21 protein-coding genes are annotated in these 21462 nt (G+C 67.1%); 13 read left to right on the top strand and 8 right to left on the bottom strand.

Annotation, left to right across the window (positions count from 1 at the left end; all coding sequences use genetic code 11):
* Nucleotides 1-19: 19 nt before the first annotated feature.
* Both FA740_RS02070 and FA740_RS02065 read right to left on the bottom strand, forming a co-directional pair.
* Nucleotides 20-724: a P-loop NTPase family protein gene (locus FA740_RS02070; protein WP_338119653.1), complete on the bottom strand. Its 705-nt coding sequence runs from the start codon at nucleotides 722-724 to the stop codon at nucleotides 20-22.
* 4 nt (nucleotides 725-728) lie between these two features.
* Entirely contained in the window at nucleotides 729-1940 is a 1212-nt protein-coding gene (locus FA740_RS02065) for an AI-2E family transporter (RefSeq protein ID WP_136855117.1), read from the bottom strand.
* Between the two features lie 127 nt (nucleotides 1941-2067).
* Between FA740_RS02065 and proS the strand changes: the two genes are divergently transcribed.
* From proS to FA740_RS02035, 6 genes are all read left to right on the top strand, one after another.
* A complete protein-coding gene (proS, locus tag FA740_RS02060) occupies nucleotides 2068-3429 on the top strand; it encodes a proline--tRNA ligase (protein WP_136855116.1) in 1362 nt (453 codons plus the stop codon).
* Nucleotides 3430-3591: 162 nt separating this feature from the next.
* Nucleotides 3592-4776 carry an ABC transporter substrate-binding protein gene (locus tag FA740_RS02055; RefSeq protein WP_136855115.1) on the top strand — a complete coding sequence of 395 codons (1185 nt, stop codon included), beginning with the start codon at nucleotides 3592-3594 and terminating at the stop codon, nucleotides 4774-4776.
* A gap of 114 nt (nucleotides 4777-4890) precedes the next feature.
* Nucleotides 4891-5673: an ABC transporter ATP-binding protein gene (locus FA740_RS02050; RefSeq protein ID WP_136855114.1), complete on the top strand. Its 783-nt coding sequence runs from the start codon at nucleotides 4891-4893 to the stop codon at nucleotides 5671-5673.
* Complete coding sequence (locus FA740_RS02045; RefSeq protein WP_136855113.1) at nucleotides 5670-6497, top strand: ABC transporter ATP-binding protein; 828 nt, start codon at nucleotides 5670-5672, stop codon at nucleotides 6495-6497. The genes FA740_RS02050 and FA740_RS02045 overlap by 4 nt, the downstream gene beginning before the upstream one ends.
* A gap of 3 nt (nucleotides 6498-6500) precedes the next feature.
* On the top strand, nucleotides 6501-7508 hold the full coding sequence (locus FA740_RS02040; protein ID WP_136855112.1) for a branched-chain amino acid ABC transporter permease: 1008 nt from the start codon (nucleotides 6501-6503) through the stop codon (nucleotides 7506-7508).
* 10 nt (nucleotides 7509-7518) lie between these two features.
* Nucleotides 7519-8853, top strand: a complete 1335-nt coding sequence (locus FA740_RS02035; protein WP_136855111.1) for a branched-chain amino acid ABC transporter permease — start codon at nucleotides 7519-7521, stop codon at nucleotides 8851-8853.
* A gap of 37 nt (nucleotides 8854-8890) precedes the next feature.
* On the opposite strand, the gene FA740_RS02030 is transcribed toward FA740_RS02035, so the two are convergent.
* Nucleotides 8891-9403: a CAP domain-containing protein gene (locus tag FA740_RS02030; protein WP_136855110.1), complete on the bottom strand. Its 513-nt coding sequence runs from the start codon at nucleotides 9401-9403 to the stop codon at nucleotides 8891-8893.
* A gap of 123 nt (nucleotides 9404-9526) precedes the next feature.
* Here FA740_RS02030 and guaA point away from each other — a divergent pair, with 123 nt between their 5' ends.
* The 6 genes from guaA (at nucleotide 9527) to FA740_RS02000 (ending at nucleotide 15975) form a co-directional block, all read left to right on the top strand.
* Nucleotides 9527-11086, top strand: a complete 1560-nt coding sequence (gene guaA / locus FA740_RS02025) for a glutamine-hydrolyzing GMP synthase (RefSeq protein ID WP_136855109.1) — start codon at nucleotides 9527-9529, stop codon at nucleotides 11084-11086.
* A 75-nt stretch (nucleotides 11087-11161) separates the two neighbouring features.
* Nucleotides 11162-12682, top strand: coding sequence for a cryptochrome/photolyase family protein (locus FA740_RS02020; RefSeq protein ID WP_136855108.1), 1521 nt, complete (start codon nucleotides 11162-11164; stop codon nucleotides 12680-12682).
* A gap of 59 nt (nucleotides 12683-12741) precedes the next feature.
* Nucleotides 12742-13293, top strand: coding sequence for a putative quinol monooxygenase (locus FA740_RS02015; RefSeq protein ID WP_136855107.1), 552 nt, complete (start codon nucleotides 12742-12744; stop codon nucleotides 13291-13293).
* Nucleotides 13294-13386: 93 nt separating this feature from the next.
* Nucleotides 13387-15201, top strand: a complete 1815-nt coding sequence (locus FA740_RS02010) for a M3 family oligoendopeptidase (RefSeq protein ID WP_136855106.1) — start codon at nucleotides 13387-13389, stop codon at nucleotides 15199-15201.
* 179 nt (nucleotides 15202-15380) lie between these two features.
* On the top strand, nucleotides 15381-15764 hold the full coding sequence (gene rbsD, locus FA740_RS02005; protein ID WP_136855105.1) for a D-ribose pyranase: 384 nt from the start codon (nucleotides 15381-15383) through the stop codon (nucleotides 15762-15764).
* A gap of 64 nt (nucleotides 15765-15828) precedes the next feature.
* Complete coding sequence (locus tag FA740_RS02000; RefSeq protein ID WP_136855104.1) at nucleotides 15829-15975, top strand: entericidin A/B family lipoprotein; 147 nt, start codon at nucleotides 15829-15831, stop codon at nucleotides 15973-15975.
* A gap of 68 nt (nucleotides 15976-16043) precedes the next feature.
* On the opposite strand, the gene FA740_RS01995 is transcribed toward FA740_RS02000, so the two are convergent.
* Nucleotides 16044-16529, bottom strand: a complete 486-nt coding sequence (locus tag FA740_RS01995; protein ID WP_136855103.1) for a GAF domain-containing protein — start codon at nucleotides 16527-16529, stop codon at nucleotides 16044-16046.
* 121 nt (nucleotides 16530-16650) lie between these two features.
* On the opposite strand from FA740_RS01995, the gene FA740_RS01990 reads away from it, so the two are divergent.
* On the top strand, nucleotides 16651-17034 hold the full coding sequence (locus FA740_RS01990; protein ID WP_136855102.1) for a hypothetical protein: 384 nt from the start codon (nucleotides 16651-16653) through the stop codon (nucleotides 17032-17034).
* A gap of 9 nt (nucleotides 17035-17043) precedes the next feature.
* Here FA740_RS01990 and lepA read toward each other — a convergent pair whose 3' ends face one another.
* The 4 genes from lepA to FA740_RS01970 form a co-directional block, all read right to left on the bottom strand.
* Nucleotides 17044-18843 carry a translation elongation factor 4 gene (gene lepA, locus FA740_RS01985; protein WP_136855101.1) on the bottom strand — a complete coding sequence of 600 codons (1800 nt, stop codon included), beginning with the start codon at nucleotides 18841-18843 and terminating at the stop codon, nucleotides 17044-17046.
* Nucleotides 18844-18908: 65 nt separating this feature from the next.
* The gene (locus FA740_RS01980) at nucleotides 18909-19607 is read right to left on the bottom strand and encodes a type 1 glutamine amidotransferase domain-containing protein (RefSeq protein WP_136855100.1); all 699 of its coding nucleotides are present in this window, start codon (nucleotides 19605-19607) and stop codon (nucleotides 18909-18911) included.
* A gap of 199 nt (nucleotides 19608-19806) precedes the next feature.
* On the bottom strand, nucleotides 19807-20709 hold the full coding sequence (locus FA740_RS01975; protein WP_246053408.1) for a DMT family transporter: 903 nt from the start codon (nucleotides 20707-20709) through the stop codon (nucleotides 19807-19809).
* The gene (locus FA740_RS01970; RefSeq protein ID WP_136855099.1) at nucleotides 20706-21407 is read right to left on the bottom strand and encodes an HAD family hydrolase; all 702 of its coding nucleotides are present in this window, start codon (nucleotides 21405-21407) and stop codon (nucleotides 20706-20708) included. Before FA740_RS01970 ends, FA740_RS01975 begins: the two co-directional genes overlap by 4 nt.
* Nucleotides 21408-21462: the final 55 nt, after the last annotated feature.

The raw sequence follows: 21462 nt of genomic DNA, 5'->3' as shown, positions 1-21462 counted from the left end.
GCGGCTGGCGTGGCCCCGATCATGCGTCAGCCTCGGACAGCTTGTCCAGCAGGTCGGCGGCGATGCGACGCGTGACCGGACCCTTCTGGGCCATGGCGGCGGCGTCCATCGCGGCGACCAGGCGGCGCGCCAGGCCCAGGTCGCGGTCCATGTGCAGGACCAGCCAGTCGATCAGCCCTGCCGGCACCACCAGCTGGCGGTCCGCGAACAGCTTGACCAGCACCGCGGCCAGCAGTGCCTCGTCCGGGGGGCCCAAGCGGACTTGGGGCATGGCGTCCATCCGCGAGCGCAGATCAGGCAGCACCAGCCCCCAGTCGCGCGGCGGCGTGCGCGCCGTCAGCAGCAGCAGGCAGTCGCGCGGTGCGCACAGGTTCCACAGGTGGAACAGCGCCTGTTCGGCACCCGCTGCAAAGCCTGCATGGTCGGCATCCTCGACCACCACCGCGCCGCCCTCGGAGGCCAGCAGATCGGCCGCATCGGGCCGCAGCGCCGAGGCGCTGATGCGCCGGGCGCCGTTCTCGGCCGCCCAGAAGGCCGCCAGATGCGTCTTGCCCGACCCCTCGGGGCCGATCAGCAGCATGCGGCCCGCGGGCCAGTCCTGCGGCCGGTCCAGCGCCTTGAGGGCTGCGTGATTGGCGGGCGCGGGCAGGAAATCGGCCCGCGCATGGGCGGGCGGCGTGGTCAGGTCCAGCGTCAGCTGGCGCGAGGCGGGAAACAGGCTCAACCCGTCAGCCCTTGGCGTCGCGGCGGGCCAGATCATCCTGCATCGCCTCCACCTGCTGGCGGCTGAGCGCGCGGTCGGCGGCCATGCGCGCGTGGCGCAGCCGTTCCGCCACCGTGCCCGCAGGGACCATCTCGACCAGGATGGGCTGGGCAGGCTCATCGGGCAGCCCCTGCCCGGTGAACAGCGAGCTTTCGCGATAGCGCGCGATCAGGAACCGCGCCAGCACGCCAAGGGCCGCGGCCATCGGCACCGCCATGACCAGCCCGACGAACCCGAACAGCGCGCCGAACACCGACAGCGCCAGCAGCAGCCAGACGGGATGCAGGCCGACATGGCCGCCCACGATCTTGGGTTGCAGATAGTTGCCCTCGACGATCTGGCCGATGGCAAAGATCGCCACGACCGCGCCGATCCACAGCGGATCGCCCCAAAAGCTGAACAGCGCGACCCCGATGGCCGTCGCCCCCCCGATCAGCACGCCCACATAGGGGATGAAGGACAGCACCGCCGCCATGATCCCGATGAAAAAGCCGAAGGGCAGCCCCACGAACATCAGCCCCAGCGCGTACCACGTCCCCAGGATGGCGATGACGACGGCCTGCCCGCGCAGAAAGCCCGACAGGGCGTCGTCGATCTCTCGGGCCAACTGGCGGATGGTGGCGGCATGTTCGCGCGGCAACAGCCCGTCCACCGCCGCGACCAGGTGATCCCAGTCCAGCAGCAGATAGAAGGCCACCACCGGCACGATGACCAGCAGCGCCACCGTTCCCAGCACCCCCGTCACCGAACCCAGCACCGTCGAGGCCAGCCGCCCGGCCTGTTCGCCCATCGTCGCCTGCAGGTCGGCCAAGGTCTGCTGCAGCCCCGCGCCCTGCGGGATCAGGTCGGGAAAGCGGGCGTCCAGAAAGGCGCGCCCCTGCTCGATCATCGCGGGCGTGGTCTCGATCAGGGCGGTCGCCTGGCGCAGCAGGACCGGCACGATCAGCAGCACGACCGTGACGAAGGCCAGCACCACCGCCACCGTGATCACCACGACCGACATGGTGCGCGACAGGCCCGCGCGTTCCAGCCGGTCGGCGACCGGGTCCAGCAGATAGGCGATGCCCGCCCCCAGGATGAAGGGCAGCACCGCCTGGCCCAACAGCCACAATGTCAGCAGCAGCGTCAGGGCCGCGATGCCCCACCACATGATCTGCTTGCGTACGGGGATGCGCATGGCTTGACCCTTGTCCAGAAACCTGCGGCGAATGTGCCGCCCCGCGTCTGTGGTTGCAAGCGCGATGCTTGGCAAGGCGGGACCGATCCGGTAACGCTGCCCCGAACCGCTTTGAAGGACTTCGGCCATGCGTCTGTCGCGTTATTTCCTGCCCGTGCTCAAGGAAGACCCCAAGGAGGCGCAGATCGTCAGTCACCGGCTGATGCTGCGCGCGGGCATGATCAAGCAGCAGACGGCGGGCATCTATTCCTGGCTGCCGATGGGCTTCAAGGTGCTGAAGCGCATCGAGCAGATCGTCCATGAGGAGCAGCAACGCGCGGGCCACATCCCGATGCTGATGCCCACCCTGCAGCCCGCCGACCTGTGGCGCGAAAGCGGCCGCTATGACGATTACGGCGAAGAGATGCTGCGCATCAAGGACCGCCACAAGCGCGACCTGCTGTACGGTCCCACCAACGAGGAGATGATCACCGACATCTTCCGCAGCCACGTGAACAGCTACAAGGACCTGCCCCTGACGCTGTATCACATCCAGTGGAAGTTCCGCGACGAGATCCGCCCCCGCTTTGGCGTGATGCGGGGCCGCGAGTTCCTGATGAAGGACGGCTACAATTTCGATCTGACCAAGGAAGCCGCGCTGCACGCCTATAACCGCCATCTGGTCAGCTATCTGCGCAGCTATGAGCGGATGGGCCTGCAGGCCATCCCGATGCGCGCCGATGGCGGGCCGATCGGCGGCGATTACACCCATGAATTCCTGGTCTTGGCAGAGACCGGCGAATCCGAGGTGTTCTATGACAGCCAGATCACCGACCTGACCTTTGGCGACCGCGCCATCGACTATGACGATGTGGCGGAATGCCAGGCCGTGCTGGAGGAGTTCACCAGCCGCTATGCCCGCACCGACGAGACCCATGACGAGGCCGTCTATGCCGAGGTCCCCGAAGAGCGGCGCCGCACCGCGCGCGGCATCGAGGTCGGCCAGATCTTCTATTTCGGGACCAAGTATTCCGAACCGATGGGCGCCACGGTCGTGGGCCCCGACGGCGTGCGCGTGCCCGTCCACATGGGCAGCCACGGCATCGGCGTGTCGCGCCTGCTGGGCGCGATCATCGAGGCCAATCACGACGACAAGGGCATCATCTGGCCCGAGGGCGTGACCCCCTTCCATGTCGGCATCGTCAACCTGAAGCAGGGCGACAACTCCACCGACGCCGCCTGCGAGGCGATCTATGCCGAGTTGCAGGCCCGCGGTCTGGACCCGCTTTACGACGACCGGGATGAGCGGGCGGGCGCGAAATTCGCCTCGATGGACCTGATCGGCCTGCCCTGGCGGATCACCGTCGGCCCGCGCGGCCTGGCCGCCAACAAGATCGAACTGACCAACCGCCGCACCGGCGCATCCGAGGAACTGTCGCCCCAGGAGGCCATCGCGCGCCTGGCGCAGATCTATCAGCCCGTGCTGGGCCTGTCCGTCCAGGACAAGTGACGCAGCCGCGGGCGGCCCCTCCCGGTCGCCCGCGCCGCTGACCTAGCGTCAGCCGTCAAGCTGTCCAAAAACCATGCAAATCCACGCGACAACGCGCTTTCTTTTTCAGAGGGCCGATTATAGCGTGACGCGCAGGACAATGTTCCAACTGGGAGACAACCAATGAAAAAGCTTCTTCTTGCGACCGCCGCCGGGGCGTTGCTGGCCGGTGCCGCGGGCGCCGAAGAAATCAAGCTGGGCGTCTCGCTCGGCTTTACCGGTCCGCTGGAATCAATGGCCCCCGCGATGCAGCAGGGCGCCGAGATGGCCATGAAGGAGGTCAGCGATTCCGGTCTGCTGCTGGACGGATCGACGGTCGTGTCGGTCACCGGCGACAGCACCTGCATCGACGCCGCCGCGGCCACCGCGACGGTCGAGCGTCTGATCGCCTCGGAAGGGGTCAAGGGCATCATCGGCGGCATGTGCTCGGGCGAGACGATCGCCTCGCTGGAGAACGTGGCCAAGGCGAACGGGATCGTCATGATCTCGCCCTCGGCGACGTCTCCGGCGCTGACCGACATCGAGGATGACGGCCTGTTCTTCCGCACCGCACCGTCGGATGCCCGCCAGGGCGAGGTCATGGCCGCAATCGTGCAGGATCGCGGCATCGGCAGCGTCGCCGTGACCTATACCAACAACGACTATGGCAAGGGCCTGGCCGACAGCTTTGCGGCGGCCTTCACCGCGGCGGGCGGCACGGTCACCACCAACAGCGCCCATGACGACGGCAAGGCCGACTATTCGGCCGAGGTCGCGGCCCTGGCAGCGGCCGGTGGCGATGCGCTGGTCGTGGTCGGCTATGTCGACCAGGGCGGTTCGGGCGTCGTGCGCGCGGCCCTGGACACCGGCGCGTTCGAGACCTTCGTGTTCCCAGACGGCATGGTCGGTCAGGCGCTGGAGGACAATTTCGGCTCCGAGATCGAGGGCAGCTTTGGCCAGAACCCTGCCGCCGAGGGCGAGGGCCGCGAGACCTATCTGAGCATGGCGACCGAGGCGGGCTTTGACGGTTCGGGCGCCTTCTCGGCCGAGGCCTATGACGCGGCGGCGCTGATGCTGCTGGCGATGGCCAAGGCGGGCTCGTCGGACCCGGCGGTCTACAAGGACCACATCATGGACGTGGCCAACGGCCCCGGCGAAGAGATCCTGCCCGGCCAGCTGGCGCAGGCGCTGGAGATCATCAACGGCGGCGGCGACGTGGACTATGTCGGCGGCACCGCGGTCGAACTGGTGGGTCCGGGCGAATCCGCCGGCACCTTCCGCGAGATCCAGTTCACCAACGGCGTGCTGGAGGTGGTCGGCTATCGCTGACCCCCACCCCTGACACGATGGCCCGGCACCTTGGGGTGTCGGGCCGTTTCATAACGATAACAGCCGCTTGACGGCACATCTTCACCCAGAATGTGAAGACGGGGATGTAGAAGAATGATCAGGGTCGAGGACCTTCACAGACATTTCGGCGGCTTTCGCGCCGTCGATGGCGCCAGCCTGACCATCGAGACCGGATCGATCACCGGGTTGATCGGCCCCAACGGCGCGGGCAAGTCGACGCTGTTCAACGTGATCGCCGGCGTGCTGCCCCCCACCTCGGGGCGCGTCTTCATGGACGGAGAGGACATCACCGGCCTGCCGCCGCACGCGCTGTTCCACAAGGGCCTGCTGCGCACCTTCCAGCTGGCGCATGAGTTCAGCTCGATGACGGTGCGCGAGAACCTGATGATGGTGCCCGGCGCGCAATCCGGAGAGACCATCTGGAAGACCTGGTTCCAGCGCGGCCGGATCGAGCGCGAGGAGGCCGAGCTGCGCCGCAAGGCCGACGAGGTGCTGGATTTCCTGACCATCCGCCACCTGACCCACGAAAAGGCCGGCAACCTGTCGGGCGGCCAGAAAAAGCTGCTGGAGCTGGGCCGCACGATGATGGTCGATGCCAAGATCGTGTTCCTTGACGAGGTCGGCGCGGGCGTGAACCGCACCCTGCTGATGACCATCGCCGACGCAATCATCCGCCTGAACAAGGAACGCGGCTATACCTTCTGCGTGATCGAGCATGACATGGATTTCATCGGCAAGCTGTGCGACCCGGTGATCGTCATGGCCGAGGGCAAGGTCCTGGCCAAGGGCAGCGCCCGGGACATCATGAAGAACGAGGCCGTGATCGAGGCCTATCTGGGCACCGGCCTGAAGAACAAGGACATGGTGGGCGCATGAGCGACGCAGGCTTTGGCAATCGCGGCAACCGCGACGCCTCGGTGGTCAACCTCAAGGGGATGGGCCAGATTGACGGCACGCGGCGGTCGGGCCCGGTGGGCGCCGGTCGCGCGGGCGACCCGTTCCTGATCGGAGAGAACATGACCGGCGGATACGGCAAGGGCGCCGATATCCTGCACGACTGCACGATCGCCGTCGAACAGGGCCAGATCGCAGTGATCGTGGGCCCCAACGGCGCCGGCAAATCCACCGCGATGAAGGCGATCTTTGGCATGCTGAACCTGCGCCAGGGGTCGGTCCGGCTGAACGGTCAGGACATCACCGCGCTGAACCCGCAGGACCGGGTCAAGGCGGGCATGGGCTTTGTGCCGCAGGTCAACAACATCTTCCCGTCCATGACGGTCGAGGAGAACCTGGAGATGGGCGCCTATATCCGCCGAGACGACATCAAGGCCACGATGGAGCAGGTCTATGAGTTGTTCCCTGCCGTCGCCGCCAAGCGCCGTCAGGCCGCGGGCGAGCTGTCGGGCGGCCAGCGCCAGCAGGTGGCCGTGGGCCGCGCGCTGATGACGCAGCCGCAGGTGCTCATGCTGGACGAACCGACCGCGGGCGTCAGCCCCATCGTCATGGACGAGCTGTTCGACCGCATCATCGCCATCGCGCGGGGCGGGCTGCCCGTGCTGATGGTCGAACAGAATGCACGCCAGGCGATGATGATCGCCGACAAGGCCTATGTGCTGGTGCAGGGTGCGAACGCCCATACCGGCACCGGGCACGAGTTGATGCAGAACGACGAGGTGCGCCGCACCTTCCTGGGGGGCTGAGCCGTGGATATCCTGAACGCCCTCGTGGTCTTTCTGAACTTTGTCTTCATCCCGGCGGCCGCCTATGGCGCGCAGCTGGCGCTTGGCGCGCTTGGCGTCACGCTGATCTATGGCATCCTGCGGTTCTCGAACTTCGCCCATGGCGACACGATGGCTTTTGGCACCGGGGTGGTGATCCTGCTGACCTGGGGGCTGCAATCCTTGGGCATCAGCGCGGGGCCGCTGCCCACCGCGCTGATCGCCCTGCCCTTCGGCATCGCGCTGACCGCGCTTCTGGTGCTGGGCACCGACCGGGCGGTGTATAAATTCTATCGCAAGCAGAAGGCCGCGCCGATCATCCTGGTCATGGCCTCGGTCGGCGTGATGTTCGTGATGAACGGGCTGACGCGCATCCTGATCGGGGTGGATGAATACCGCTTTGACGACGGCGCGCGCTTCATCATGGACGTGCGCACGTTTCGTGAGATGACCGGCCTGCCCGAGGGGCTGGCCCTGCGCTCGACCCAGGCGCTGACCGTGGTGGTGGCGCTGATCGTGATGGTCGCGCTGTTCTGGTTCCTGAACCGCACGAAATCCGGCAAGGCCATGCGCGCCTATTCCGACAACGAGGATCTGGCGCTGCTGTCGGGCATCGACCCCGAACGCGTGGTGCGCCTGACCTGGATCATCGCGGCGGGTCTGGCGACCATCGCAGGCACGCTGTACGGATTGGACAAGTCGTTCAAGGCATTCAACTATTTCCAGATCCTGCTGCCCATCTTTGCCGCCGCCATCGTGGGGGGCCTGGGCAACCCGCTTGGCGCCATCGCGGGCGGGTTTCTGGTGGCCTTCTCCGAGGTCGCGGTGACCTATCCCTGGGTGCGCGTCGTGGGCTATCTGTTCCCCGGCTATGAGCCGTCGGGCCTGATGCAGCTCTTGGGCACCGAATACAAGTTCGCCGTCAGTTTCGTCATTCTGATTGTCGTCCTGCTGTTCCGGCCCACGGGCCTGTTCCGCGGCAAATCGGTGTAAGGGGAAGATCATGGCAACCAACCGTCAAGCCGCCTCGACCCACAGCCGCTGGCGCGCGCCGATCCTGTTCGCGGTGCTGGCCGTCCTGTTCGTGCTGGAGGGGACCGTGCGCAACAGCATGTTCTCGGGCAGCTGGAACACCTCGCTGGCGATCCTGAACATGGGGCTGATCTCGGCCATCACGGCCCTGGGCGTGAACATGCAATGGGGCTATGCGGGCCTGTTCAACGTGGGCGTCGTGGGCTTTCTGGCGATGGGTGCGCTGGCGCCCGTGCTGATCTCGCTCCCTCCGGTCGAGGGCGCGTGGGAGGCCGGCGGCACCCGCCTGATGCTGGCGCTGGCCGTGGGGCTGGGGACGCTGGCCATGGCCAAGCTGGCCTGGACCCGCACCCGCAGCGGCATCCTGACCGTGGCCGTGCTGATCGGCGGCTTCATCGTCTATCGCTGGCTGTTCGACCCCGCCGTCACCGCGATCGAGGCGAACAACCCCGCCCGCCACGGCAATATCGGCGGCCTGGGCCTGCCGGTTCTGCTGTCTTGGGTGGTGGGCGGCGTCTTTGCCGCCGCCGCGGCCTGGGCCATCGGCAAGGTCGCCCTGGGCCTGCGCTCCGACTATCTGGCCATCGCCACCCTGGGCATCGGCGAGATCATCGTCGCCGTCATGAAGAACGAGGACTGGCTGGCCCGCGGCGTCAAGAACATCACGGCCATCCCGCGCCCCGTGGCGCAGGAGGTCGAGCTGCAGCGCAATCCCGAATTCGTCGAATTCGCGGCCAGCTGGGGCTTTCCGGCGGCCGAGGCGTCGGGCATCTGGGTCAAGCTGTCCTACATGTCGCTGTTCCTGGTCGCGCTGCTGGTGATCATCCTGCTGGCAGAGCTGGCGTTGAAATCGCCCTGGGGCCGCATGATGCGCGCCATTCGCGACAACGAGACCGCGGCCGAGGCGATGGGCAAGGACGTCACCCGCCGCCACCTGCAGGTGTTCATCCTGGGCTCGGCGGTGATCGGGGTCGCGGGCGCGATGATGGTGACGCTGGACGGGCTGCTGGCGCCGACCAGCTATAACCCGCTGCGCTATACCTTCCTGATCTGGGTGATGGTGATCGTCGGCGGGTCCGGCAACAACTGGGGCGCGGTACTGGGCGCCGTAACGATCTGGTTCCTGTGGATCAAGGCCGAGGTCTGGGGCCCTGCCCTGATCGCCATGCTGACCGGCCCTATGGCCGATGGCCCGGTCAAGGCGCATCTGCTGGACAGCGCGCCGCACATGCGCTTCATCGCGATGGGGGCGGTGCTGCTGTTGGTGCTGCGCTTTGCGCCACGGGGGCTGCTGCCCGAGCAATAAGTAAAGGGGCGCGGATCACACCGCGCCCCTTGTCCCTTCAACGGCAGTTGTTGCCCAGCACCGTGCTGTGCCACAACCGCCCATCCGCGCCGCGCGCGACGCCGCTGCCGATCTGATAGCTCAGCTGGCCCAGAACCTGCTCGCGCAGCGGGCCGGGAACCAGCCAGGCGGACACGGTGCCCTCGGGCGTGCCGCCCGCGCTGACCAGTTGAACGACGCCGCAGGTCGGATACCCCACCGACCGCGCCCGATCGACCACGTTCGAGCCGTTCGATCCCGCCACATCCGCCCGCCCCGTGCGCGCCATGTCGCAGGCATGGGCCAGCGCGATCCGATCCAGCTGGTCGTTGGCGGCCAGCACGGTCTTGCCCTCGGACAGGCGGGCGGCGTTCACGGTGGCCGACAGCCGCGCCCCGGCCTCGGGTTCGCCCCGGCATTCGACGGCCAGCGCCTCTTCGGCGGAGGCCTGCGGGGCGGTGACGCCCAGGCCCGGCACCTGACAGGCGGCCAGAGACAGGACGCAGCCTGCGGCCAGGGACAATCGGATCATCGGAACATACCTTTTGAACGGAACAGGGCGATTGCTGCCGAACGCGCGCCGGGTGGCACGGTTCCCCCGCACCACAGTGCCGAAAGGCTTGCAAGGTGCTGAAACCGCGCTTAAAGCGCACCCATGACCCAGCACCAGCGCCTTCTGATCATCGACTTCGGCAGCCAGGTGACGCAGCTGATCGCGCGTCGCCTGCGTGAACTGAACGTCTATTGCGAAATCCACCCGTTCAACACGGTGACCGACGACCGGCTGCGCCAGATGGCGCCGCAGGCGATCATCCTGTCCGGCGGCCCGGCCAGCGTCACGACCGATGGCAGCCCCCGCGCGCCCCAGGCCGTGTTCGAGCTGGGCGTGCCCGTCTTTGGCATCTGCTATGGCCAGCAGGTGATGATGGAGCAGCTGGGCGGCACGGTCGAGGCCGGACACCACGCCGAATACGGCCGCGCCTTCATCGCGCCCGCGCCCGGACACAAGTCCGACGGCATCTTCGCGGGTCTTTTCGGGACCGGTCGCGAAGAGGTCTGGATGAGCCATGGCGACCGCGTGACCGCGCTGGCGCCGGGCTTTCAGGTCATCGGCACCTCGCCCAACGCGCCCATGGCGATGATTGCGGACGAGGCGCGGCATTTCTATGCCGTCCAGTTCCACCCCGAGGTGCACCACACCCCGAACGGCCGCACCATGCTGGAGAACTTCGTCCGGCTGGCGGGGTTCACCGGCGACTGGACCATGGCCTCCTACAAGGACGAGGCGATCCGCAAGATCCGCGAGACGGTGGGCGACCGCCGCGTCATCTGCGGCCTGTCGGGCGGCGTCGATTCGTCGGTGGCGGCGGTCCTGATCCACGAGGCGATCGGCGACCAGCTGACCTGCGTCTTTGTCGATCACGGGCTGCTGCGCCTGAACGAGGGCGAAGACGTCGTCAAGATGTTCCGCGATAACTACAACATCCCGCTGATCCACGCGAACGAGAGCGACCTGTTCCTGGGCGCGCTGGAGGGCGTCAGCGACCCCGAGGTCAAGCGCAAGACCATCGGCCGGCTGTTCATCGACGTGTTCCAGAAATACGCCAGCCAGATCGACGGCGCCGACTTCCTGGCCCAGGGCACGCTCTATCCGGACGTCATCGAAAGCGTCAGCTTCAGCGGCGGGCCATCGGTCACGATCAAGTCGCACCACAACGTGGGCGGCCTGCCCGAAAAGATGGGCCTGAAGCTGGTCGAGCCCCTGCGCGAGCTGTTCAAGGACGAGGTCAGGGAACTGGGCCGCGAACTGGGCCTGCCCGAGAGCTTCATCGGCCGCCACCCCTTCCCCGGCCCGGGCCTGGCCATCCGCTGCCCCGGAGAGATCACCCGCGAAAAGCTGGAGATCCTGCGCAAGGCCGATGCGGTCTTCATCGACCAGATCCGCAAGCACGGTCTGTACGATGAGATCTGGCAGGCATTCGTGGCGATCCTTCCGGTCCGCACCGTGGGCGTGATGGGCGACGGGCGGACCTATGATTTCGCCTGCGCGCTGCGTGCGGTGACATCGGTCGACGGGATGACCGCGGATTACTATCCCTTCACCCACGAATTCCTGGGCGAGACCGCGACGCGGATCATCAACGAGGTCAAGGGCATCAACCGCTGCACCTATGACATCACGTCCAAGCCGCCGGGCACGATTGAATGGGAATGACGCGGCACCGCGCCGCATCGTGACCGGGGAACGCGCAGGGCAACCTGCGCGTCCTTGTCATTCCGGGGGTGTGCGATGCGTCTGATCCTGATCCTGGGCGACCAGCTGTCGCATGACCTGTCGGCCCTGCGCGCAGCCCGGCCCGACGACATCATCGTCATGGCCGAGGTCGCGTCCGAGGCGGGCTGTGTCCCCCACCACCCGCAAAAAATCGCCTTTCTGTTCGCCGCCATGCGCAAGTTCGCCGCCGAACTGCGTGCCAAGGGCCACACCGTCGCCTATGCCACGCTGGACGACCCCGACAACAGCCAGTCGATCCCCGGGGAACTGCTGCGCCGGGCCGCAGATCATGGCGCGACATTGGTGATCGCGACCGAGCCGGGCGAGTGGCGGCTGATCGCGGCGCTGTCCGACCTGCCCATCCCGGTCACGCAGCTGCCCGATGACCGCTTTCTGGCCAGCCACGCCGAATTCGAGGCCTGGGCCGATGGCCGCAAGGAATTGCGGATGGAGTGGTTCTATCGCGACATGCGCCGCAAGACCGGCCTGCTGATGGAGGGCGACCAGCCTGCGGGCGGCCAGTGGAACTTTGACCACGACAACCGCAAGCCCGCCCGCGCCGATCTGCTGCGCGCCAGACCGCCGCGCTTTGAGCCCGATGCGGTCACCGCGCAGGTGCTGGATCTGGTCGAGGCGCGGTTTCCCGACAATTTCGGGCGGTTGCGCCCGTTCACCTATGCCACCGACCGGGCGGGCGCGCTGCAGGTGCTGGACCATTTCATCGCCCATTCGCTGGACGAATTCGGCCCCTATCAGGACGCCATGCTGCAGGACGACCCGTTCCTGCACCATTCGATCCTGTCGCCCTATATCAACGCGGGCCTGCTGTCCCCGCTGGAGGTGTGCCAGGCCGCAGCCGACGCCCATGCCGCAGGCAAGGTCCGCCTGAATTCGGCCGAGGGGTTCATCCGCCAGATCATCGGCTGGCGCGAATACATGCGCGGCATCTATTTCCTGGAAGGCCCCGACTATACCGCGCGCAACGTGCTGGGCCATGACCGCGCCCTGCCCCCGGTCTATTGGGGCGCGCCCACGCGGATGAACTGCATGGCGCAGGCGGTGGGGCAGACGCGCGATCACGCCTATGCCCATCACATCCAGCGACTGATGGTGACGGGCAATTTCGCGCTGCTGGCGGGAATCGATCCGCATCAGGTCCATGAATGGTATCTGGCGGTCTATATCGACGCCTATGAATGGGTCGAGGCCCCGAACGTCATCGGCATGAGCCAGTTCGCCGATGGGGGCGTGGTGGGGTCGAAACCCTATGTCAGCTCGGGGAACTACATCCACAAGATGTCCGATTATTGCGGCGGCTGCGCCTACAAGGTGGCGGACAAGACCGGCCCCAGGGCCTGTCCGTTCAACCTGCTCTATTGGGATTTCCTGGTGCGCCACCGCGAGCGGTTCGAACGCAACCCGCGCATCGGACGGGCCTTCGCCACCTGGGACCGGATGGATGCCGACCGCCGCGACCGCATCCGCGCCGATGCCGCGGCCTTCCTGACCCGCCTGGAGGCCGGTGAGGTCGTCTAGCCCGCTTGACGCGCGCCTGCCGCCCGGCCACCCTGCCCCATCCAGCGAAAGGACACGCCATGGACTGCGCCTGCGGCCACCACCACGCCCCGACCGCCGATCCGTCCGGCACGCCCCTGGCGATGGCGAACCCGCCCATCGCCCTGCACGGGCGCCTGATCTGCGCCGACATGGCGCAGCTGATGACCGCGCTGGAATTGCTGCCCGACCATGTCGCGGCCAGCCGCGCCGAGCCGGGCTGCCTGCGCTTTGACATCGCGCAATCGGACGACCCGATGGTCTGGACCCTGTCCGAGGTCTTTGCCGATTCCGCGGCCTTTGCCGCCCATCAGGCGCGCACCGCCGCCAGCCCCTGGGGCAAGCGCAGCCAGGCGCTGACCCGCGATTTTCACCGCCATGAGGCGCAGCCCCGCATCCGCCCGGCGACCCAGGCCGACGCCGCGTCCCTGTCCGCGCTGCTGCCCGCGGGCACCACGCCCCTTCCCGCGCTGATCGCGCATGTGGAGGGGGTGGCGGTGGCCCACCTGTCCCCGTCGGGCGTGGCGACCATCCACCCGGCCCTGCAGAATCGCGGCATCGCCGAGGCGCTGCAGGATCACGCAGCCCCCTGACCCCGGTTCAGGCCGCGTGACCGGGGCGCGCCCCCCTTGCACCCCCCGCCCCCAGGGTCCACATCTGATCCGACACACAGGAAAGGACCGATCATGGCAGGCAGAATGGTGTTCGACGCGGCGGAACCGGCAAAGGGCGATTTCGGCACCTTGCCCGAATGGGACCTCACCGACCTCTATCCCGCCCCTGACAGCCCCGAACTGACCGCCGATATCGAGGCGCTGGACGGCCAGGTCCGCGATTTCGCGGCCTCCTATCAGGGCAAGCTGGCCGAGCTGACGCCCGCACAGATGCTGGCCTGCATCGAGGCCTATCAGCAGATCGACATCCTGGCCGGGCGCATCATGTCCTATGTGGGCCTGCGCTATTACCAGAACACCACCGACCCGGTGCGGGCCAAGCAGATGGGCGACCTGCAGGGCAAGATCACCGACATGACCACGCCGCTGGTCTTCTTCAGCTTGGAGTTCAACCGCATTCCGGACGCGACCTATCAGGCGGTGTTCACCGCGCCCGACGGTCCCGCCCGCTACAAGCCGGTCTTTGACCGCATGCGCGCCATGCGCCCCCACCAGTTGTCCGATGAGCTGGAGCAGTTCCTGCACGACAATTCGGTCGTGGGCGCCGCCGCCTGGAACCGCCTGTTCGACGAGACGACCGCTGCGCTGACCTTTGACGTCGATGGCGAGACGATGGGCATGGAGGCCACGCTGAACCTGCTGTCGGATCACGACCGCAGCCGCCGCGAGGCCGGGGCCCGTGCGCTGGCCACCGTCTTTACCGCCAATGTCGGGCTCTTCGCGCGCATCCACAACACGCTGGCCAAGGAAAAGGCCATCGAGGACAAGTGGCGCAAGATGCCCACGCCCCAGCATGGCCGCCACCTGTCCAACCATGTCGAACCCGAGGTGGTCGAGGCGCTGCGCAATGCGGTGACCGCCGCCTATCCGCGCCTGTCGCACCGCTATTACGCGCTCAAGGCCCGCTGGCTGGGGCTGGATCGGCTGCAGGTCTGGGACCGCAACGCGCCGCTGCCCACCGACAGCCCGCGCCTGATCGACTGGCCCGAGGCGCAGGCGACGGTCATGGATGCCTATCGCGGCTTTTCGCCCGAACTGGCCGATCTGGCGCAGCCCTTTTTCGACAAGGGCTGGATCGATGCGGGGGTCAAGCCGGGCAAGGCGCCGGGCGCCTTCGCGCATCCGACCGTGACCACGGCGCATCCCTATATCCTGCTGAACTATTTGGGAAAACCGCGTGACGTGATGACGCTGGCGCATGAGCTGGGCCACGGTGTCCACCAGCGCCTGGCCGCGGGTCAGGGAGAGCTGCTGGCCTCCACCCCCCTGACGCTGGCCGAGACCGCGTCGGTGTTCGGAGAGATGCTGACCTTCCGCGCGCTGCTGGCGCGCACCACCGATCCGGCGCAGAAAAAGGCCCTGCTGGCGGGTAAGGTCGAGGACATGATCAACACGGTCGTGCGCCAGATCGCGTTTTATGATTTTGAATGCCGCCTGCACGCCGCCCGTGCCGAGGGAGAGCTGACCCCCGACGACATCAACGCGCTGTGGATGCAGATCCAGCACGAGAGCCTGGGGCCGGTCTTCGACTATATGCCGGGCTATGAGACATTCTGGACCTACATCCCGCATTTCGTACATTCGCCCTTCTACGTCTATGCCTATGCCTTCGGCGACGGGCTGGTGAACGCGCTCTATGCCGCCTACGAGGACGGGTTGCCCGACTTCCAGCAGAAATACTTTGACCTGCTGCGCGCGGGCGGGTCGCGCCATCACAGCGAATTGCTGGCGCCCTTCGGGCTGGACGCCTCCGACCCGGCCTTCTGGGACAAGGGCCTGTCGATGATCGAGGGGTTGATCGACCAGTTGGAGGCGCTGGAGGACTGATCGCCCCGCTCCGGTCCGCAGGCAGGACTTATGTCGGTATGCGGACCGGTATGCCCCGCCCCTGGGCTGTCGCGTTCGGGTGACGGACCAGGGGAGGCGATCGCCGACGCGTCGATGCCCCATCGTCACAGCCATTGTCGGCGATATGACGACCCCACAGCCTGTAGAAGAGAATCGCGATGAAACGAACCACCCTGCTGCATGCCGAACTGTCCGGCCTGATCGCCTCCTTTGGGCATGGCGATCTGCTGGTGATCGGCGATGCCGGTCTGCCGGTGCCGCCGGGTGTCCGCGTCATTGACCTGGCGCTGACCCGCGGCATTCCCGGCATCTTCGACGTGCTGGACGCCGTGCTGAGCGAACTGGTCGTCGAACGCGCCAGCTTGGCGGAGGAGGCCGCCCCCGATCTGCGCGCGCGCTTTGCGGAACGGGCGATCGGCCCGGTCACGCTGATGTCGCATGCGGCCTTCAAGGACCAGTCCCGTCAGGCCCGCGCCGTGGTGCGCACCGGCGAATGCACTCCCTATGCCAATATCGCGCTTTATTCAGGAGTTGCATTTTAGGGGGAACCGAACCGCTCAGATTGCGTTGCAAGGTCAGATGGTTATCCCAAAGGAGACTGAAGCTATGCAGAAGAAGATCCTGGGCCTGAGTGCCGTTCTGGCCATGATGACGCTGGCCGCCTGCGAGACCGTTCAGGGTGCGGGCCGCGATATTTCCACGGCCGGAGCCGTGGTTCAGCAGGAAAGCGCGCAGGTCCAGGCCGGGATGTGATCCCAAGCCCGCCACCTGCGATCAAGGCCCCCGCAGCACCGCTGTCGGGGGCTTTTTCACATCCGCCCTCAGGCCGCGTCGCTTTCATGCGCTGCGATGCGCATCGCGACCTGGGCCGAACCGGACCAGACCATGTCCAACGCATCCGGCCCCAGATCGGGGCGCGCATGGCGGCTGAGAAAACAGAACATGCCGAACACACTGCCATCGGCGCGGTGGATGGGCACGGACAGGTGGCTGCCGATGGGGATCATCTGCGTGATGGGCAGATCGACCGCGATGGCATGATCGCCGGTATCGGTGATCAGGTTGGGCAGGCCGCCATCCAGGATATGTTTGCAATAGACCTCTCTCAGATCCATGCTTTGGCTGGGGCTGATCATCGCCTCCAGGCCCGGGGCGCTGACCGCGCGAAACACGGCGCGGTCCTGGACGAATTCGGACAGATAGGCCACCTCCATCCCCAGGGTCTGGCGCAGGGTGTCCAACGTGGCCTGAATCGCGGCATTGTCGGCGGGATGGGCGGCGATGGTCGGAAAGGTGGCGGGTGACATGGGTCTGACCTTGTGGCTGCTGGATTTCAGGATACCCTGAATCAGGCCCGCATCGGCGCAGAGAACGACGTGGTTTTTAACGACCGGAAGGCCGCATCAGGCCCCGGCAGGAGAGGATCGGATGCGACTGGCACTCATGATTTTTCTGGCCTTGCCGCTGCCCGCCAGCGCCTTCACGGCCCGCAACGGCATGACCGTCGAACAGGCCGGCCCGACCGAGATCGCGGTGGCCTTTGCCTCGGGGCGCGCGGATACGGATTACTGGTGCGCTGCGGGCGATTTCGCCCAACGGGCGCTGAACAAGCCGGTCGGCACGCGCCTGTGGCGGGCCAGCCCCAAACCGCGAGGCTCGGGGTCCGGCATCCTGTTCACGCTGGATGAAACCAGGCAGGCGACGGGCGCGGGCCTGTCGCAATTCGGCGCGGGGCCGCGCGACGGCGCGATTTCAGTGGGACAGGCCGTGGCGGGGCATTGCCGGGTCGTGGTGCCCCTGTGGGACGACTGACGGTGGCCGTCAGCTGTCCATCTTGAGCGCCTGGATGAAGGCCGTCTGCGGGATCTCGACCTTGCCGAACTGACGCATCTTCTTCTTGCCGGCCTTCTGCTTTTCCAGCAGCTTTTTCTTGCGCGTCGCATCGCCGCCATAGCATTTGGCGGTCACGTCCTTGCGCATCGCCGACAGCGTCTCGCGTGCGATGACGCGGGCGCCGATGGCCGCCTGGATCGGAATCTTGAACATATGCCGCGGGATCAGGTCCTTGAGCTTTTCGACCATCGCCCGGCCACGGCTTTCGGCACGGTCGCGATGGACCATGATCGACAGCGCATCCACGGGTTCGTCATTCACCAGGATCGACATCTTGACCAGGAAATCCTCGCGGTATTCGCTGATCTGATAATCAAAGCTGGCATAGCCCTTGGTCACCGATTTCAGCCGGTCATAGAAATCGAACACCACCTCGGCCAGTGGCAGGTCATAGACGACCATGGCCCGCGCGCCCGCATAGGTCAGGTCCAGCTGGATGCCGCGGCGGTCCTGACACAGCTTCAGCACGTCGCCCAGGAATTCGTCCGGCACCATGATCGTGGCCTTGATGCGCGGCTCCTCGATATGGTCGACATAGGTCAGGTCGGGCATGTCGGCGGGGTTGTGCAGCTCGCGCACCTCACCGTCGCGCATGTGCAGCTTGAACACCACCGACGGCGCGGTGGTGATCAGGTCCAGATCGTATTCGCGCTCCAGTCGGTCGCGGATCACCTCCAGATGCAGCAGCCCCAGAAACCCGCAGCGAAAGCCAAAGCCCAGGGCCGCAGACGTCTCCATCTCATAGCTGAAGCTGGCGTCGTTCAGGGCCAGCTTTTCGATGGCATCCCGCAGAGGTTCAAAATCGTTGGCGTCGACCGGGAACAACCCGCAGAACACCACCGGTTGCGCAGGCTTGAAGCCCGGCAGCGCGGTCGTGCAGGCGCGTTTCTCATGCGTGATGGTATCGCCCACGCGCGTATCGCGGACCTGCTTGATCGAGCCGGTAAAGACCCCGATCTCTCCCGGTCCCAGTTCGGCGATGTCGACCATCTGCGGGGTCAGCACGGCCAGCTTGTCGATGCGGTGGCTGGCGCCCGTCTGCATCATCTTGATCTGGTCGCCCTTGCGGATCACCCCGTCCATGACGCGGATCATCACGACCACCCCCAGATAGGCGTCGTACCAGCTGTCGACCAGCATCGCCTTGAGCGGCGCGTCGCGGTCGCCCTTGGGCGCGGGCAGGCGCGTGACGATGGCCTCCAGCACCTCGGGGATGCCCAGGCCAGTCTTGGCCGAAATCGGGATCGCGTCCTGGGCGTCGATGCCGATGACTTCCTCGATGTTTTCCTTGACGCGCTCGGGCTCGGCCGCGGGCAGGTCGATCTTGTTCAGGACCGGCACGATCTCGTGTCCCGCATCGATCGCCTGATAGACGTTGGCAAGCGTCTGCGCCTCGACGCCCTGGCTGGCATCCACGACCAGCAGCGACCCCTCGACCGCGCGCATGGAGCGGCTGACCTCATAGGCAAAGTCGACGTGACCCGGCGTGTCGATCAGGTTCAGGACATAGGTCTTGCCGTCCTTGGCCGGATAGCTGATCCGCACCGTGTTGGCCTTGATGGTGATCCCGCGCTCGCGCTCGATATCCATGCTGTCCAGCATCTGGGCCTTCATGTCGCGGTCGGCGACAGTGCCCGTCGACTGGATCAGCCGGTCGGCCAGCGTGGATTTTCCGTGGTCGATATGCGCCACGATCGAGAAATTGCGGATGAGGTCAAGGTCGGTCATGGCCGGGCTATACAGGCCCACGCGGGCCGCGAAAAGAGGGTTTCGCGGCCCTGCGCCATTTGGTGTCAGTCGGCGGCGGGGGTGGTGCCCGCGGCCTCCAGCATCAGCTCGGCCACGCGGGCCGAGGATGCGGGGTTCTGGCCCGTCACCAGCTTGCCGTCCGCCAGCGCGAAGGGCGCCCAGTCCGGGCCTTTCTCATGCTTGCCGCCCTGCGCCTTCAACTGGTCCTCCAGCAGGAAGGGCACGGCATCGGACAGGCCGACCGCATCCTCCTCGCTGTTGGTAAAGCCCGCGACGCGGCGGCCATGGACCAGCGGGTCGCCCGACGACAGGCGCGCCGACAGCAGGCCCGCGGGGCCGTGACAGACCGCGCCGATCACCGCGCCCTTGTCCCAGGCCCGCGCCAGCAGATCGCCCAGGGCCTGCGATTTCGGCAGGTCCCACATCGTGCCGTGCCCACCCGGCAGATAGACGATGTCGCAGCCCGAGATGTCGACATCGTCGACCTTCTGCGTATGGGCCAGCTTGTTCATGGCGGCCTCGTCGGCCAGCAGGCGGCGGACCTCATCGGTCATCGCATCGCCCTCCTCGGAGGACGGGTCGGCCGGGGGCTTACCGCCCTTGATGCTGGCCAGCTCGATCTGCCAGCCCGCATCGGCCAGGATCCAGTAGGGGGCCGCCAGCTCCTCCCAGTAAAAGCCGGTGGGCTTGCCGGTCTCGCCCAACGTGTCGTGCGAGGTCAGGATGAAAAGGGCCTTGGGCATGGGGTGCTCCTCGTGGGGAATGTCGGATGGCGTCCCTGCGCCCGGATGGCGCAGCGACGTTCGCTCGCTCAATGCGGCCCCTGCCCCGCCGGTTCCCGGTCGCGATGTCGCACCGGCGCGATTCGCCAGGATCGCGCGGCCGGCAAGGCCCCTCGATGGGGCCGCAGCCGGCCACCCCCGCCCGCGTCCCGCGCGGGCATCAGCTGGGCCGGATCAGCCCGTCCACCGGCTTGCGCGCTCGGCGCAACCCCGCCTCGCGCCACATCGCATAGCCGCCCGCCAGCGCGATCAGCGCCGCCCCCGCCAGCGTCGCCGCATCGGGCCGCTCGCCAAAGATCACCGCCGCCACCACCAGCGCAAAGGCCAGCCGCGTATAGCGGAAGGGCGCCACCACCGACGCCTCGCCCAGACGCGAGGCCGCCACCAGCGTCGCATAGCCCACCACGCCAAAGACGACCGTCCCCGCCAGCAACGCACTCTCGACCGCGCCCGGCATCATCGGCGCGGGCCCCGCCAGCGCCCCCAGCACCAGCCCCGCCGGCACCATCGCCCCATAGGCCGATGCCGACAGCTGGTCCGACGCCACCCCCGCCGGGATGCGCCGCGTGGCCAGATCGCGCAGCGTCAGCCCCGCGACCCCCGCCACCGCCCACAGCATCGCGGGCTGGAACGCCGCCGTCCCGGGCCGCAGGATCAGCAGCACCCCCGCGAACCCCACCGCCACCGACAGCCAGCGCCGCCAGCCGACCTTTTCGCCCAGAAACAGCGCCGCCCCCAGCACCAGCGTCAGCGGCAGCACCTGCAGGATCGCCGATGTCACCGCCAGATCGCCCACCGCCAGCGCCGTCACCAGACAGATCGCGCCGACGATCTCTCCGGCATTGCGCAACAGCGCCATCGGGTGCCACAGATCGCGCGTCCACAGCCGCCCGCCCCGCCGCGCCAGCCGCAGCCAGAAGACCGCGCCCGCCATCACCCCCACCATCGCCAACAACTGCCAGACCGGCATCGTCCGGGTCAGCACCTTGAGGAACGCATCCTCGATGGCGAACATCGCCATCGAGCCCGACATGAACAGCGCCGCGCGCCCGTTATCGGTCACGCCCCGCCCTCCAGCCGCGCGATCAGCGCGGGCAGCCCGCCCATGTCGGGCAGCTGATGCAGACGCGGATGATCGGGCGCCTCGGCATGCTCATGGCTCCAGGTCAGATCATGGGGGATGAACACCCCCGTCCCGCCCAGCTCCAGCACCGGGATCACGTCGCTGCGCATCGAATTGCCAGCCATCAGGAACCGCGCGGCCTCGACCCCCTGCCCCATCAGCACCCGGGCATAGGCCTCGGGCGTCTTGTCGGCCAGGATCTGCACCGCGGCGAATCGCTCGGCCAGGCCGGATGCGGCGATCTTGCGCTCCTGATCCATCAGGTCGCCCTTGGTGATCAGGATCAGCCGCCGCCCCGCCAGCGCGTCCAGCGCCGCCTCCACCCCCGGCAGCAGCGTGACGGGATGAGCCAGCATCTCGGCGCCCAGGTCCAGGATGCGGGCGATCTGGCGGCCCTCGATGCGCCCGTCGGTCAACTCGATCGCGGTCTGCATCATCGACAGCATGAACCCCTTGATGCCATAGCCATAGCGCACCAGGTTCGCGCTCTCGGTGTCATAAAGCCGCGTGGCGATGGTCTCGGGGTCGCCGTGATCGGCCAGCAGGGCGCAGAATTCGGCCTCGGTCACGCGAAAGAAGGTCTCGTTCTCCCACAGGGTGTCATCGGCATCCAGACCGATGGCGTCGAACCGGGTCATCTGCATCTCCTCTTGCGGGGCGGCCCGCGCGCTTTCATCATGGGGCCTTGCCAAG

This window comes from Paracoccus hibiscisoli, from assembly GCF_005048265.1.
Lineage (GTDB): Bacteria > Pseudomonadota > Alphaproteobacteria > Rhodobacterales > Rhodobacteraceae > Paracoccus > Paracoccus hibiscisoli.
The sequence above is the reverse complement of the archived record's forward strand: the minus strand, read 5'-3'. Positions and strand labels throughout refer to the sequence as shown.